Here is a 16457-nt window from a genome sequence, read left to right as displayed (position 1 = left end):
AATGGCGGGAAAGGTATATTTAGTAGGCGCAGGACCCGGAGACGCAAGACTGATTACGGTCAAGGGCTGGGAATGCATTCGACTGGGTGATGTGATTGTCTATGACAGACTGGCAAGCCCTCGACTTTTAGGTTTGATGAAGCCAGGTGCTCAGAAAATATATGTCGGCAAGCTGCCGGATCGTCACACCATGAAGCAAGAGGAAATAAACCGGTTGCTGGTGGATCTGGCTATGGAAGGAAAAACGGTCGTCCGGCTCAAAGGCGGGGACCCCACCATTTTTGGCCGGGTCGGCGAGGAAGCCGGACTGCTGCGCAAACACGGTATTTCCTATGAGATCGTACCCGGCATTACATCAGCGATCAGTGTACCTGCCTATGCGGGCATTCCGGTCACACACCGGGATATGGCCTCATCGCTGTCTATCATTACGGGTCATGAAAGTCCAGACAAGCTCGACAAGAGTATTCATTGGGATAAAGTAACGAACGCAACGGGCACACTGATCTTTATGATGGGTGTGGCGAAGATCGGCTATATTAGTGAGCAACTGATGAAGCACGGCAAGCCGCCTAGCACACCCGTTGCTTTGATCCGTTGGGGAACCCGTGCGGAGCAGGATACACTGGTGGGTACGCTGGTAGATATTGAGGCCAAGGTGAAAGCCGCGAATTTTCAGCCTCCCGCCGTCATCGTCGTCGGAGAAGTGGTTAATCAGCGTGAACAGTTAAAATGGGCTGAGGATATGCCTTTGTTCGGCAAGCGGATTTTGGTTACACGTGCGCGCGCACAGGCCAGCAGTCTGGTTCATCGGATTGAAGAGCTTGGCGGCGAGCCTTATGAATTTCCCGTCATCCAGACGGTTGTCCCAACGGACGAGCCAACGAAACGACAAATTACTGAGACGTTTGCACGATTGCCTGAATACGACTGGGTGTTTTTTACCAGCGTTAACGGAGTGGAATACTTTTTCACTCATCTGAAGGAACAAGGCAAGGATGTTCGTTCGCTATTTAAGGCGCGTATTGCCGCAGTCGGACCGGCTACAGCGGCGGCACTTCGCACGCACGGAATTGAAGCGGAGCAGATCGAAGGCCCTTTTCAGGCAGAGGGCTTACTCGAAGCGTTTGAGCAGGATTTGCAGGCAGGTCAGAACGTATTTCTGCCAAGAGGAGATCTTGCCCGAACCTGGCTGCCGGAGAAGCTGAGAGAGCTGGGACTTGAGGTGACTGAGGCCGATTTGTATCGAACCGTGCTGGCCGCAAACGCACAGGATGATGAACTGCTCAAGCTGCTTGAGGAACGTGCCATCCATGCGATTACTTTTACCAGTTCCTCAACAGTCACCTTTTTTCTGGAAGCACTCAGGCAGATGGGAGTCGAAGATCCGCTGTCGCTGCTGGAGGGAGTGACGATCGCTGTGATTGGCCCTCTCACTGGAGAAACAGCGACCCAGGCGGGCCTGACCGTCAGTTTCATGGCGGAAAAGGCAACTATTGGAAGTCTGATCCAATCGCTATGTGACTGGAAACAATCGAATGCTGTGACATCATAATTTTATTTTACCAAATGAATGTATAAAAACTGGAGGTTTGCAATCATGAGTGTTCCTTTTACCAGACATCGCCGTTTGCGTCAATCTGCTGCCATCCGTAGCATGGTGCGTGAGACGGTATTGAATCCGGCTGATTTTATCCAGCCGATCTACGTAACATTCGGTACAGGAGTGAAGCAGGAAATTAGCTCCATGCCCGGTGTGTACCGCTTTTCTCTGGATCAACTGGAAGAAGAACTGAAAGAAATTAGTGAGCTTGGCATTCCTGCCGTGCTCCTGTTTGGCATACCGGAGACGAAGGATAGCTTGGGGACTTCGGCTTTTGTGGACGACGGTATTGTTCAGGAAGCTACACGTCTGATCAAATCGCGTTATCCCGAGTTGCTGGTTGTGGCTGATACTTGTTTATGCGAGTTTACGGATCATGGGCACTGCGGCATGGTCCACATGCATGAGCATGATGGTGAGGTATGTGGTGAAGTGCTGAATGACGAATCTCTGGAGGTGCTGGTCCGTACAGCCGTTTCTCAAGCCAGAGCGGGCGCTGATATTATCGCGCCATCCAATATGATGGACGGTTTTGTACAGGCGATTCGGCAGGGACTGGATCTGGAGGGCTTCTCACATATTCCGATTATGTCGTATTCCGTCAAATATGCGTCTGCTTTTTACGGCCCTTTCCGGGAAGCCGCAGATTCTGCGCCGCAGTTTGGTGACCGCAAATCCTATCAGATGGACCCTGCCAATGCACGTGAAGCGTTGCGAGAAGCAGAATCTGATGTGCTGGAAGGTGCGGATATGCTGATGGTGAAGCCATCCCTTTCTTATCTGGACGTGATGCGTACAATTAAAGACCAGTTTGATTTGCCTCTGGTGGCTTACAACGTCAGCGGTGAATACGCGATGGTCAAGGCGGCAGCTCTTCAAGGCTGGATTGATGAAAAAGCGATGGTGCTGGAGATTTTGACAAGCATGAAGCGTGCGGGTGCAGATATGATTATTACCTATTCCGCCAAGGATGCGGCAAGATGGTTGAAGCAATAAGTGTATTTTTAGAAGACAGGAGTGGTCAGAATGATCAACGAACAACGAACGGTGCGCGAGGATGCGCGCTCTAAAGTAGCCTTTGATGAGGCAAAGCAATATATTCCGGGTGGCGTAAACAGTCCGGTTCGGGCTTTTAAAGCTGTTGGGATTACACCTGTATATATCGACCGTGGCGAAGGATCACGAGTATATGATATCGACGGTCAATCCTATATTGACTATGTTTGTTCATGGGGACCGCTCATTATGGGACATGCGCATCCTGAGGTCGTTAAGGCTCTACAGGCTGCAGTTGTCAAAGGAACCAGCTTCGGAGCGCCAACGTTGGCGGAAACCGAAATGGCGAAGCTCGTTTGTGAGCGTGTTCCTTCCGTGGATATCGTTCGTATGGTCAACTCGGGAACCGAGGCGACGATGAGCGCGATTCGACTTGCACGCGGATTTACGAGCCGCAGCAAAATCCTTAAATTTGAAGGCTCTTATCATGGTCATGCGGACAGCTTGCTGATTAAAGCAGGCTCTGGCGTGGCAACACTGGGTCTGCCCGATAGTCCGGGTGTACCCGAAGCCGTGGCCACACATACGATCACCGTTCCTTATAATGATTTGGCTTCTGTGAAACTGGCCTTTGAAAAATTTGGCGAGGAAATTGCCGCCATTATTGTCGAGCCGGTCGCTGGAAATATGGGAGTTGTACCGCCACAGCCTGGATTTTTGGAAGGTTTGCGTGAGGTAACCCGGCAGTATGGAAGCCTGCTGATTTTTGATGAAGTCATGACCGGATTTCGGGTAGGACTTCATTCAGCTCAAGGTCGCTTTGGTGTAACCCCGGATCTCACATGCCTGGGTAAAGTCATTGGCGGAGGTCTGCCTGTAGGTGCCTATGGCGGACGTCGCGATATTATGGAACAGATTGCACCTTCTGGTCCGATCTATCAGGCGGGTACGCTTAGCGGAAATCCGCTGGCTATGGCAGCAGGCTATTCGACGCTTAAATTGCTGACGCCAGAAGTATATGATCGACTGGAAGAACGGGCAGCAAGGCTTCAGGCCGGATTTGAACGTAATGCACGTGAGCTGGGCATACCTGTCACGATCAACCGTGTAGGCTCCATGGTTTGTCCATTTTTCACTGAAGAGAAGGTTGTCAATTTTGATACAGCTAAAACAAGTAATCAGGACCACTTTCGTCGTTACTTTACCGAATTGGTGAACGAGGGAGTCAGTGTGGCGCCATCCCAATTTGAGGGCATGTTTGTATCAGGTGTGCATACGGTGGAAGATATTGATGCTACCATTGAAGCGAACTATCGCGCGCTCAAACGTCTATGAGCTGGCAAGGCGGCTGGAAAAGACGGGGACCGTGGCTGGAAGTCACACCGGGACGGGAAATCACAGAGGGTGAACATCGCACCGATGCTGTAGATCGCTGGTTGCTGAACCGTTTGGAGCTACCGGAAAAGCTGTGGCGCAGACTGCGACACGAAAAGCAGATCGAACTTGCGGGGGACCGGCTGCGGCTGGCCCTTTTTCCCGTTACGGACCTTGGCGTGACCCCTCGCTGGTACGATTTGAAGGTGTTGTATGAGGATGATTTTTGCCTGGTCGTACACAAACCGGCGGGTATGGCGGTACACCCGGACGGAGCTGTAAAAGAGGGTCCACTGACGTTGGATCATGCGGTCGCATCGTATTATGAGATGAATGACATCCATGCGGCAGTACGGCATGTGCATCGTTTGGATACGGATACGACAGGCCCGGTGCTGTATGCCAAAAATGAATTCGCGTTGCTCAAGCTGGACGAGCAGATGCGGGCCAAGGATATCGGTCGCCGTTATGTGGCTTTGGTACGGGGTGAAGTCCCTTCATCACTGCGGACGCTGGATTGGCCGATTGGCAAGGACAGGCATCACAAGCAGCGTCGCCGTGTTTCTCCGACCGGACAGAGCGCGGTTACCCATGTGGAACTTGGTGAAGTGTGGGGGAGCGGTCAAAAGGCGGTTAGCCTCGTATATTTAACACTGGAAACAGGCCGAACGCACCAGATTCGCGTTCATCTTAGCCATGCGGGCTATCCGTTATTGGGGGATGTATTATACGGGGGACGGGCTGCTGATTTTGGCAGGCAGGCGCTGCACGGAGAGCGTCTTACCTTCCGTCATCCGCTGAGCGGAGAAACGATTACTGTGGAAGATGCTTGGCCGGATGATTTTCAAAAGCTGCATAAACAGCTATAAAAGATGGCATGCCTTCTATTTTGGCGCATATACTTGAACCTAGAAACGGTTTGCAATATGGAGTTTCCGTGCGCCTGACAGGAGTCAGAGGATGTGCGGAGGCTGCCCAAAGGAGGATGCCATCCTTGAACAAACAACAGAATGATCAGCCGCAAGGCTTGCGTTTTGATATTTATGAACGCATTCATTTGACGGAGGAAGCTGCCGGGATTGCTGAGTTGGAGGAAATTGAGCTTCTGCCACGCATTCAGGTTGTAACCCACGGCGACCATGCCGCTTTGCGAGGGCATTTGCTGCTGGAGGGCGTGTACCGCACACCTGAACAGGTAACGAACGAGCTTCATCATTTGATCCCTGTGGAAATTACGATTCCACTGAATCGGGTAGGAAGGTTGGAAGACATCTCTGTTGAGATTGAGAATTTTGATGTGGACCTGCTGTCATTACGTAGTCTGAATATTACTGGTGTTCTCTCCCTGCACGGGGTGGAAAGCTCCCATGCGGAGGAGACAGCGGTTTGGCTGGATGAGGAATTTACGGTGGTGCACGCACCTGAACATCCCGCTCAACCCTTTTCCACGAATGGAGAGCAGCGTCAGGAAGAAACTTATGCCACCCAGGATTCTGTATTCAATCACACGACGGAGTCTGAATCTTCATACAGGGTACCGGCTCAGCAGGAGTACGCTTCCTGGGAACAGCCGTCACAGGAGTATGGGGAACAGAAGTCATCATCGGAACAGCAAGGTTATGAGCCTCCTGTAGACCCGAACCGGATCTATGAGCCTTGGGCGAGTAAAGCTGTTGAAGATAGCACTTCCGGGGTAAAGCATGAGCATGAGACACCGGAAGTATGGGGATTTCAGCAAGAGGAAGCATGGACGGGAAGTGACCCGAAAATATCCTCCACCGCTCCCGATGTGGTCTATGATCCTTTGCTTGCTGAACCGCATCATGCTACGGAGTCGGAGATCTATTTGGAGCCGCAGCTTGAAGCAGGTCAGGTGAATGATTTTAGACCTGAGACATTAGAGCAGGTGGACGGTGCGTTCCATGATACTGTTGCCGACGATAAGCCGGAGATGCGCGTGGCGTTGAACAGCAAAAAGGACGAAAAAGCAGACGAGCCGGACCAGGTGGTCTACTCATCTTTGCTCCAATCCAGTCGTTCGGTGAAGGAAGCGGAATACCAGCAGCAACTGGAGCAAGAACCGCAGGGCCAGGCGCAGGAGGCCGAAGAAGAGCGTGAGGATGCCAAGTGGAAAAACCTTTTTTTCCATACACAGGATGAAACGTCTTTCCGCAAGGTCCGACTATGCATCGTGCAGCGTGAAGATACGCTGGAAACCATCGCTGACCGCTACCAACTCAGCATACGGGAGCTTCAATTGTATAACAGGCTGGCAGAGCAACATGTGGAAGAAGGGCAGGTATTGTACATCCCTTAACCCGGTCATTGGAAAATGAGCAACGGGTGTTGACTATAGTCAATGGGAAATGTATGATGTGGTATAGCTATTGAAAGACTGAGATCGGGAAGAGTAGGCAGCAAGCCCTTCAGAGAGTGGAATTGCAGCGCTGTGAGGTTCCGCAGGAAGCTACTGGCCGAAGTCACCCGGGAGTCGTCTGTTCGAACGGTCCCTCATTTAATCCCAACGGAAGGTACGAGGTTCACGGTAGAATAAGGCCGGTCCGCAGCCGTTATCTGCATAAGTGTCACACCATGTGTAATGGATCAGTGGATACATACACTAGGGGTGAAACAAAGGTGGTACCGCGAGAGAACAGCCTTTCGTCCTTTGAGGATGAAGGGCTTTTTTTATTTGCCAATTGAAAAATCATGGAGGTATCCTGATATGTCAGAACAAGACAACAAGACAACCTTGGAAATGCCGACAACGTACGATCCAAAATCGACAGAGAAAAAATGGTACAAAACGTGGATGGAGAAAGGGTATTTCCGCGCTGGGCGACTTCCAGAGGCAGAACCTTTTACGATCGTTATTCCACCGCCGAATGTTACAGGCATGCTGCACATTGGACATGCTCTTGATTTTACTTTGCAGGACATTATTATTCGCACCAAGCGGATGCAGGGCTATGACGCATTGTGGCTGCCAGGAGCAGACCATGCGGGCATTGCCACCCAGACGAAGGTAGAGCAGAAGCTGCGTGAGGAAGGCTTGACGCGCTACGATCTGGGACGCGAGAAATTTTTGGAGAAGGTTTGGGAATGGAAGGATCTATACCTGGACAATATCCATAATCAATGGGAAAAAATGGGCTTCTCCCTCGATTATTCACGTGAACGTTTTACGCTGGATGACGGATTGTCTCAAGCTGTTCGCGAAGTATTCGTCAAGCTGTACAAGAAGGGCCTGATTTATCGCGGTAAACGCATCATTAACTGGGATCCTGCTGCACGTACGGCTTTGTCAGATATTGAAGTGGAATACAAAGAGGTAAACGGCAATCTGTATCACCTGCAATATCCGCTTCAAGATGGCAGCGGGTTTATCACTGTAGCCACCACGCGTCCTGAAACCATGCTGGGCGATACAGCAGTAGCCGTACATCCTGAGGATGAACGTTACAAGCATATGATCGGCAAAACACTTGTACTTCCGATTATCGGACGAGAAATTCCGGTTATTGCGGACGACTACGTAGAAAAAGACTTCGGTAGCGGTGCGGTTAAAATTACACCTGCTCACGATCCGAATGACTTTGAAATGGGCCAACGTCACCAGTTGCCACAGATTACTGTTATGGATGAAACAGGTACGATGAATGCCGAAGCAGGCAAATATCAGGGCCTTGACCGCAGTGATTGCCGCAAGCAAATCGTCGCTGATCTGAAAGAGCAGGGCGTCCTGATCCGTATCGAGGAGCATGTGCATCAGGTGGGCCACAGCGAACGTACAGGTGCGGTTGTAGAGCCTTATCTGTCTACACAATGGTTCGTGGAAATGAAGCCTCTGGCAGCCAAAGCGATTGAAGTGCAGAAGGCTGGCAATGGCGTAAACTTTGTCCCGGATCGCTTTGAGCGTACTTATCTGCACTGGATTGAAAATGTGCGTGACTGGTGTATTTCCCGTCAATTGTGGTGGGGACATCGTATTCCTGCCTGGTACGATGAAGAAACCGGAGAAGTTATTGTATCGGTGGAGGACCCTACAACCTTGCCTGAATATGCTGGCAGAAAGCTGAAACAGGATGAGGACGTGCTGGATACATGGTTCAGCTCTGGCTTGTGGCCGTTTTCGACACTGGGCTGGCCTGAGCAGACTGAGGATCTCAAACGCTACTACCCGACCAATGTCTTGGTTACAGGCTATGACATTATTTATTTCTGGGTGTCGCGGATGATTTTTACAGCCCTGGAGTTCACAGAGGAAATTCCGTTCAAGGATGTGTTGATGCACGGACTGGTTCGTGATGCGGATGGAAAGAAAATGTCCAAATCCCTCGGCAATGGTGTAGATCCGCTCGACGTAATCGACAAATACGGTACGGACGCCATGCGTTATATGGTTTCTACAGGCAGCACGCCTGGACAGGACCTTCGTTTCCGTTGGGAACGGGTAGAGCAGGCACGTAACTTTGCCAATAAAATCTGGAATGCGTCACGCTTTGCGCTGATGAATCTGGAAGGGGTTACTGCGACGGATATCGACATTACTGGTGACTTGAGCACAGTTGACCGCTGGATCCTACACCGTTTGAACGAAACTTCACGCGATATCACGCGTCTAATAGATGCTTATGAATTTGGCGAGACAGGCCGCCTTCTGTATAACTTTATTTGGGATGACTTGTGCGACTGGTACATCGAGTTTGCGAAGCTTTCCCTGTATGGTGAAAACGCAGAGGCGAAAAAGAAAACACAGTCCGTACTGGCGTATGTGCTGGACCGGACACTGCGCATGATTCATCCGTTCATGCCGTTTATCTCCGAGGAAATATGGCAGCATCTTCCGCATGAAGGCGAAACGATTACACTGGCCGCTTGGCCTGTCTATGATCCGGCTTTCGAGGACAAGGATGCGGTAGCTGAAATGAATTTGCTGATCGACGTGATTCGCGCTGTGCGGAATATCCGGGCTGAAGTGAACGTGCCGATGAGTAAAAAGATCGAATTGCTCGTAAAACCCGGCGATCAAGCCGTTCTCGATATCATTAGCCGCAATGGGGAATATGTACGTCGATTCTGTAATACGTCTGAATTTGACGCGGGATTGGAGTTATCTGTTCCAGATAAAGCCATGACTTCTGTAGTCAGCGGAGCAGAGCTATACCTGCCGTTAGCCGGGCTGCTTGATATTGCCCAGGAAATTAGCAGACTCGAAAAAGAGCTTCAGCATTTGAACGGTGAAGTGGAGCGCGTGGAGAAAAAGCTGTCCAACCAAGGCTTCGTGGCGAAGGCACCAGCCAAAGTCATCGAGGAAGAGAAGGCCAAGCAAGCCGATTATTCGGATAAGCGCGCCAAAGTTATCGCACGGATTGAAGAACTCAAGGGATAATTCCACTAACTATAAAATGACCTGAAGGTGAAGAGGATGTCAGATACGATCAGGGGCGGGGGAGCGGCTCCTTTACAAAGCTATGATGAAGCAGTGGAATGGATTAACGGTCTGATTCCGTTCGGAATCAGACCCGGACTGGAACGGATTGAGCAGTTAATGAACATGTTGGGTGATCCGCAACGGCATCTTAAATTTGTGCATATTGCGGGAACCAACGGCAAGGGCTCGACCTGTGCTTTCTTGACCTCTGTCCTGCTGAAATGCGGTTATGATGTGGGAACCTTTACGTCTCCGTATATCACCCGGTTTACGAACCGATTCCAATTCAACGGGACAGATATTCCCGATGATACACTGGTCTTGCTTGCCAATCGTTTGTATCCGTTGGTCAAGGAAATCGCGGCCAGTGATTTGGGATCACCCACGATGTTCGAGGTATCGACAGCGTTGGCTATTTTATATTATGCAACGGTGGCTTTTCCAGATGTTGTGGTATGGGAGACGGGCCTCGGGGGAAGGATGGATGTAACTAATATCGTGAGCCCTATCGTCTCGGTCATTACGAATGTAGGCTATGACCATACGGATATTTTAGGGGATACACTCGAACAGATCGCAGGCGAAAAGGCTGGAATTATCAAGCCAGGCGTACCTGTTGTTAGCTGTGTATCTCAGCCAGAGGCTATTCAGGTTATACGGGAAACGGCGGCAAAGCAGGGAGCTACCTTGTATCTGGCAGGAGAACAGTTTACGTATGAACGGCTGAATGGGGACGAAACAGGACAGACTTTTTCGTTTGCGGGACCTTTCCGACACATGGAAATCGGCATCACGTTGTTAGGCGAGCATCAATGTGCTAATGCGGCAGGAGCTCTGATGACACTTGAGGTGCTTCGTCAGTATATGGCTTTTGTGCTGGATGACGCTGAACTACTGGAGGGCTTTAGAGAAGCGGCCTGGGCAGGTCGTCTGGAACAGGTCAGCAGTTCGCCGCGAATTGTTATTGACGGTGCTCATAATCCAGAAGGGGCGCAGACGCTGGCAAAGAGTCTTCCCCAACTGTATTCGTACCGAAAAATGGTTTTAATGATGGGTATGCTGTCAAACAAGCATCATGAAGCATACTTGCAGCATATACTGCCACTAGTGGATACGCTTATCCTGACCGAGCCCGATTTTCGCCGCAAAATGAATGCCGCTGAACTGGCTCATCTCGTGGAGAAGCTGCGGCCGTCCTATGCCAAAACGGATTTGAAAATTATTGTAGAAGGTGATTGGAAAAAGGCTCTTCGCTTGCTTCAGTCACATACGGAAGCGGAAGATCTGGGGGTGGTGTCCGGAACACTGTATCTCATTGCGGATGTACGGGCTACCCTTATGTATCAAACCGATTCGGAAAAAGGTTGGTGAAATTTGTTGATTACTTCGGAACATGTTCATTTTATCGGTATCGGCGGTTACGGGATGAGCGCGATTGCTCGGGTCATGCTGGAGATGGGATATACCGTGACAGGCTCAGATGTGGCATCACAGGAGCTGACAGAAAAACTGGCGGCGAAAGGCGCAAAAATATACCTCGGGCACACGCCTGAGCACGTTACAGGGGCGGACATCGTCGTTTATTCGACGGCACTGTCCCGTGACAATGTGGAGCGGGTGGCAGCAGAGGAATTGAATATTCCGACCCTGCATCGTTCCCAGATGCTCGCAAGGTTGCTTAACGAGCGTAAGGGAGTAGCTGTTGCGGGAGCACATGGGAAAACGACAACCTCCTCGATGATCGCTCTGGTCATGGAGAGATGTAATGTCGATCCAACATACATTATTGGCGGCGAAATCACGAATTTGGGGACGAATGCCAAAGCAGGCAAAAGCGAGTTTGTCGTTGCCGAGGCGGATGAGAGCGATGGTTCTTTCCTGCAATATCATCCTTGGCAAGGTATCGTGACCAACATTGAAGCCGACCATTTGGAAAACTATGATGGCGACTTTAATCGTCTGAAAAGTGCCTATGTACAGTTCTTGAGTCAAATCCGGCCGGATGGCGCGGCTATCGTATGTGCTGATGATCAGAACGTACGGGAAATGCTGCCTCAGATTCAGACTCGAGTCATTACCTATGGAGTCGAGCATGAAGCAGATTATACGGCAACGGATATCCAGTTGGGTGACCGTCGATTAAGCTTTACCATGAACCGCAAAGGGACGGCGCTTGGAACCATCGAATTGTCTGTACCGGGTAAACATAATCTGTACAACGCTATGGCTAGTGTGATTTCTTGCTTGGAAGCAGGTATCCCATTTGAGCAAATTGCTGCGGCTATTGTGGAGTTTCACGGAGCAAAGCGTCGTTTTCAGGTGCTTGGCGAAAGCAATGACATTCTTGTTATTGATGATTATGCCCATCATCCAACAGAGATTGAGGCTACGATTAGTGCAGCTACAGTGACTGGAAAGCGTATTATTGCCGTGTTCCAGCCGCAACGCTACAGCCGTACTTTTTTCCTGCTGGATGCGTTTAGTCGTGCTTTCAGCGAGGCGAATGAAGTCATTATTACCGACATTTATTCTCCGGCGGGAGAAAAACAAATTGAAGGTGTGCATTCTTCCAAGCTCGTGGATTTAATTGTCCAGAACAGCAACGCGAATGCCATTTATCTGCCAACCAAGGAAGCTGTCATCGACGAGTTGAAGGATCGCCTTCAGCCGGGTGATCTTGTGCTGACAATGGGCGCGGGAGATATCTGGAGAGTGGGCGACACACTGGCACGCCTTCTGCGCGAACGGCAAGTCTAATAAGTATCTATAAGGCGTTATGCCTATGAAATACAACCATTCAAGGGTATCCCGAACACGAAACGTGTCCTCGGGATACCCTTTTTTGTAGTGCCCGGGGCATATTTTCACTTCCTGACTCATACAACAGACTATGAGGAAGTATGGGACAAGGAGGGAGTGCATCCGTGAACAAGGCAAAGATGACATTCCGGTTCGATCAACAGACGTCGGAGGCAAGCCGAGAGGAAAGGCTACAGGTGCTTCCGTACAAAACCGGGCCGATAACTAGCCAGCAGCGTGAAACAAATAAAAAAGCGGAACGGTATGAAAGCGAGAAACATCCTCAAGCTGCTAACCAGCATGAAAGAACAGAAAGAATTAGCGGCATAGGTGCAAACAGCGAGACTGAACGAATTTCAGAAATTAACGAGCCACCGGGCGTGAATAGACCTGGCACGAGGCGACGTTTTGCTCCCGCTCCCATCGTGCAGGAAGGATGGGATGATCCGTTTGGGCGGTCAGCAGCTTCCTGGTCAGATACGGATTTTCTGCCAGATGGTACGGAAGAGGATGAAGAAGAAACTCATCGTTCCAGTCAAGAGTACCGAAAGCGCCCGCCCCATCCCTCCAGATGGAAGCTGATTGGCTCAGTAGCCAGTGCGTTGATGACCGGGGGAATGTTTGGATATATCATGTTGCTGCTTTTTAACGGAGGTGGAGCTGTCCCGGGATCAGTTCCGTCAACAGAGGAGGCTATTCCGGTCTTTAAAGAATCTGTTAGTACAGACACACCATCTGTAAAAGAGAATTCTGCTCCTGTCACAGTTGTAGCGGCTCAGGTCCCTTCCCAAACCTATTACCTGCTGCAATACGGAGTATTCAGTACCCCTGAACGGGCTTTGCAAGCAAAGGAAGAGCTGTTGAAGGCAGGCATTGCCGCTGGTGGGGACACAGAGGATCAGAACCGAGTCTATGCAGGGATATCGCCGGACAGGGAACAGGCCAAGTTGCTCAGCAATCAACTGAAAACACAAGGAGTCGAGTTGTATGTCCGTGAGCTTCAACTACCTGGATTCGAAAAAGCAGCTTATGGGGGCGAAGGCGAAAAGCTCACTACCTTTTTTCAGCTAAGCAGCACATTGGTCGGCAAGCTGAGCGGGCTTTCCTCATCCTTGCTTGAAGCAGGCGGATCAGGTAAGGCGAATGCCGCCGAAATGAAGGAACTGAACGATCTGCACCAGCAGTGGACGCAAAATATCGCTGCGCTTCCCTCCGGCCTGCCGAAGGAAGCGGCTGCTTCCGTATCCATGCTGGAAAAGGCGATGAACAGTGCAGTCTCGGCACTTGGAGAATATAACAAGAACACAGCCAAGGAGCACATTTGGGAAATTCAGTCTTCGATGATGGAATATGTTTTACATGAGAAGGAATTTATACAATTCATAAAACAATAGATTCTCAATGTTTTCCGGCAAGGAACTGGAAATAGTTCCCCATGCCGGATTTCTGTTTGTATTGCGGTTGAAATCACCGTATAATAATGAAGGTGTCAAAAAATGGCGAGGGAAGATCAGGATGAAAAAAAATGTAGGAATGCTTATACTGTTTTTGTTGCTCGGTTGGCTCTTGGGTGCATGGATTGCCAAAGCTCTTCAATCGATCAAATTCCTTTCCTTTCTGACCCACCCCACTACGATATCCTGGTCGCCGAGAGCGGATCTGGATATTATCAGCTACAACATAACGATAAATTTTGAATTGAGCCTGCTTAGTCTGATCGGCATCATCGCCGCGTTCTGGCTGTACCGCAGGCTCTAACTGATGAAAAGGAGCTTCCCTTATGGACGGGAAAATTACGCCCCGCATTATTCTGGCATCGACTTCACCGAGAAGGAAGGAATTGCTTTCATTTCTTAGACTGCCCTTTGACGTGATGCCGAGTCATGCGGATGAAAGCACGCCTGAGAGCTGGACGCCTCAGCAAATTGTGGAGGCCCTTGCGGTACGCAAAGCCGAAGCGGTCGTGAACATTGCCAGCCAGTCCGAAGAAGATGGATTGGTAATTGGCAGTGATACCATAGTCGTGCTGGATGGTTTGGTACTGGGTAAGCCTGCCGACCATGCGGACGCGGTTCGCATGCTGACAGCATTGCAGGGAAGAACCCACCGTGTATTCACCGGGGTGGCCTGCATACATACCGTAACCGGCAAAACGCTTGTCAGACACCGCCAAACGGAGGTTACGATGAAGCCTTTGAGCCATGAGCAAATTGTGGCATATGCGAATACGGGCGAACCGTCTGACAAAGCGGGAGCGTACGGCATTCAGGGTTTGGGTGCTACGCTGGTGGAATCTATTCAGGGTTGTTATTTTAACGTCGTAGGATTGCCGCTTTCCCTGCTGTCGGACATGTTGTCCGAATTCGGAGTGAGCGTGCTGCAACCTTAAAGGGGATAAACATATGTTAGAGTCGCCAACACTGATGCTTCGCGACCTCCCTCATGAAGAACGACCAAGAGAGCGCATGATGACATATGGGGCGGAAGCTTTAAGCAACGCGGAGTTGCTTGCAATATTGCTGCGTACGGGAACACAAAATGAGTCATCGGTGCATTTAGCGCAGCGTATTTTGCAGCAGGCGGGGAACTTGCGCCAACTGGTGGATATGAGTATGACCGAATTGACCCAGATTAAAGGCATTGGCAATGCCAAGGCGATACAGCTCAAAGCGGGTATCGAACTGGGGCGACGGTTGGCATTGTCACGCCATTTGGAGACCCCGGTGATCAGTTGTCCACGGGACGTGGCAGATTTGCTGTTTGAGCAGCTTCGTTATTTGCAGAAGGAGCATTTTGTATGCCTGTTCCTGAATACTAAAAATCATGTCATTGCCCAGGAAACGCTATCCATGGGCAGCCTGAATTCCGCCATCGTACATCCTCGTGAAGTATTTCGGGCAGCGATCAAATGCAGCAGTGCTTCGATTATTTGCGCTCATAACCATCCGAGCGGTGATCCGAAGCCAAGCCCGGAGGATGTCCAGTTGACCCGTCGCCTGATGGAAGCGGGCAACATCGTGGGCATCGACGTGCTCGATCATATCGTGATCGGGGACGGAACCTTCGTAAGTTTGAAGGAACAAGGTCTGATATAATATACTATTTAAATCAAACATTTAAATCCGACCGGCTAGGCCGGCCTGAATAAACCGTTTATACATGGATAACAGATTTCAGGGAAGAGAAAAGGAGATTAACATCATGCTGGGTGGCTTTACAAAAGATTTAGGAATTGACTTGGGGACGGCAAACACGCTGGTATACGTAAGAGGAAAAGGGATTGTGGTTCGTGAACCTTCTGTAGTCGCATTACGTACAGACACAAAAACCATTGAAGCTGTTGGTGAATCTGCAAAAAAAATGATCGGTCGCACACCGGGAAATATCCGTGCGATCCGTCCGATGAAGGATGGCGTTATTGCGGATTTTGACACGACTGCAACGATGATCAAATATTTTATCCGTCAGGCGCAAGCTCAACGTTCTTGGTTTCCACGTCATCCGAACGTGATGGTCTGTGTGCCTTCAGGTATTACTGCGGTGGAGCAGCGTGCTGTTGAAGATGCAACAAAGCAAGCGGGCGCGCGGGAAGCGTACACGATTGAGGAGCCCTTTGCAGCTGCAATCGGCGCTGATCTTCCCGTATGGGAGCCAACGGGTAGTATGGTTGTCGATATCGGCGGAGGTACAACCGAGGTAGCGGTTATTTCTCTGGGCGGGATTGTGACGAGCCGTTCCGTGCGTGTGGCTGGTGATGAAATGGACGAGTCCATCATCCAATACGTGAAGCGTCAATATAATCTGATGATTGGTGAGCGGACTTCAGAACAGTTGAAAATGGAAGTCGGGTCCGCAATGCCGCTGGAACAAGTGGAGACGTCGGAAATTCGTGGACGTGATCTGGTAACAGGTTTGCCGAAGACGATTACGATTACTTCGGATGAAATCAGTGAAGCGTTGTCTGATACAGTGAATGCAATTGTGGAAGCAGTCAAAGTAACACTGGAAAAATGCCCTCCCGAGCTGGCGGCGGACATTATGGACAGAGGTATCGTATTGACTGGTGGCGGAGCACTTTTGCGCAACTTGGACAAGTTGTTGGCGGCTGAAACCGGGATGCCGGTTATCGTAGCGGAAAATCCTCTGGATTGCGTGGCAATCGGTACAGGCAGAGCGCTGGAAAATATTCATTTGTTCAAATCGCGCAGCAGTTCCGCCGTCCGTTCCAGACGTTGAATCGGGGGTGTAGGA

General features: G+C 50.4%; 13 protein-coding genes. All 13 read left to right on the top strand.

What is annotated here, in order from left to right:
• Position 1 precedes the first annotated feature (1 nt).
• The 13 genes from cobA to E0698_RS21375 all read left to right on the top strand — a co-directional run bounded on the left by cobA (position 2) and on the right by E0698_RS21375 (position 16442).
• A complete protein-coding gene (gene cobA / locus E0698_RS21435) occupies positions 2-1555 on the top strand; it encodes a uroporphyrinogen-III C-methyltransferase (RefSeq protein ID WP_192512857.1) in 1554 nt (517 codons plus the stop codon).
• A 45-nt stretch (positions 1556-1600) separates the two neighbouring features.
• Positions 1601-2599 (top strand): porphobilinogen synthase, encoded by a 999-nt coding sequence (gene hemB, locus E0698_RS21430; RefSeq protein ID WP_149094808.1) that lies wholly within the window; start codon positions 1601-1603, stop codon positions 2597-2599.
• Between the two features lie 30 nt (positions 2600-2629).
• Positions 2630-3934: a glutamate-1-semialdehyde 2,1-aminomutase gene (gene hemL, locus E0698_RS21425; protein WP_192512856.1), complete on the top strand. Its 1305-nt coding sequence runs from the start codon at positions 2630-2632 to the stop codon at positions 3932-3934.
• Complete coding sequence (locus E0698_RS21420; RefSeq protein ID WP_192512855.1) at positions 3931-4842, top strand: RluA family pseudouridine synthase; 912 nt, start codon at positions 3931-3933, stop codon at positions 4840-4842. Before hemL ends, E0698_RS21420 begins: the two co-directional genes overlap by 4 nt.
• Before the next feature lie 125 nt (positions 4843-4967).
• Complete coding sequence (locus tag E0698_RS21415) at positions 4968-6290, top strand: LysM peptidoglycan-binding domain-containing protein (RefSeq protein ID WP_192512854.1); 1323 nt, start codon at positions 4968-4970, stop codon at positions 6288-6290.
• Positions 6291-6698: 408 nt separating this feature from the next.
• Positions 6699-9365 (top strand): valine--tRNA ligase, encoded by a 2667-nt coding sequence (locus E0698_RS21410; RefSeq protein ID WP_192512853.1) that lies wholly within the window; start codon positions 6699-6701, stop codon positions 9363-9365.
• Between the two features lie 36 nt (positions 9366-9401).
• Entirely contained in the window at positions 9402-10778 is a 1377-nt protein-coding gene (locus E0698_RS21405) for a bifunctional folylpolyglutamate synthase/dihydrofolate synthase (RefSeq protein WP_149094812.1), read from the top strand.
• A 6-nt stretch (positions 10779-10784) separates the two neighbouring features.
• On the top strand, positions 10785-12164 hold the full coding sequence (murC, locus tag E0698_RS21400; RefSeq protein WP_134914574.1) for a UDP-N-acetylmuramate--L-alanine ligase: 1380 nt from the start codon (positions 10785-10787) through the stop codon (positions 12162-12164).
• A gap of 167 nt (positions 12165-12331) precedes the next feature.
• Positions 12332-13600, top strand: a complete 1269-nt coding sequence (locus E0698_RS21395) for an SPOR domain-containing protein (protein WP_192512852.1) — start codon at positions 12332-12334, stop codon at positions 13598-13600.
• Positions 13601-13721: 121 nt separating this feature from the next.
• Complete coding sequence (locus E0698_RS21390; protein ID WP_044645689.1) at positions 13722-13964, top strand: DUF4321 domain-containing protein; 243 nt, start codon at positions 13722-13724, stop codon at positions 13962-13964.
• 22 nt (positions 13965-13986) lie between these two features.
• Positions 13987-14595: a Maf family protein gene (locus E0698_RS21385; protein ID WP_192512851.1), complete on the top strand. Its 609-nt coding sequence runs from the start codon at positions 13987-13989 to the stop codon at positions 14593-14595.
• A gap of 13 nt (positions 14596-14608) precedes the next feature.
• Positions 14609-15301 (top strand): RadC family protein, encoded by a 693-nt coding sequence (gene radC, locus E0698_RS21380; protein ID WP_192512850.1) that lies wholly within the window; start codon positions 14609-14611, stop codon positions 15299-15301.
• A 106-nt stretch (positions 15302-15407) separates the two neighbouring features.
• Positions 15408-16442, top strand: coding sequence for a rod shape-determining protein (locus tag E0698_RS21375; protein ID WP_134913037.1), 1035 nt, complete (start codon positions 15408-15410; stop codon positions 16440-16442).
• Positions 16443-16457 lie beyond the last annotated feature (15 nt).

Origin of the sequence: Paenibacillus sp. 23TSA30-6 (assembly GCF_014858585.1) — a bacterium.
Classification (GTDB): domain Bacteria; phylum Bacillota; class Bacilli; order Paenibacillales; family Paenibacillaceae; genus Paenibacillus.
This window is presented reverse-complemented; position numbering and strand designations above follow the sequence as displayed.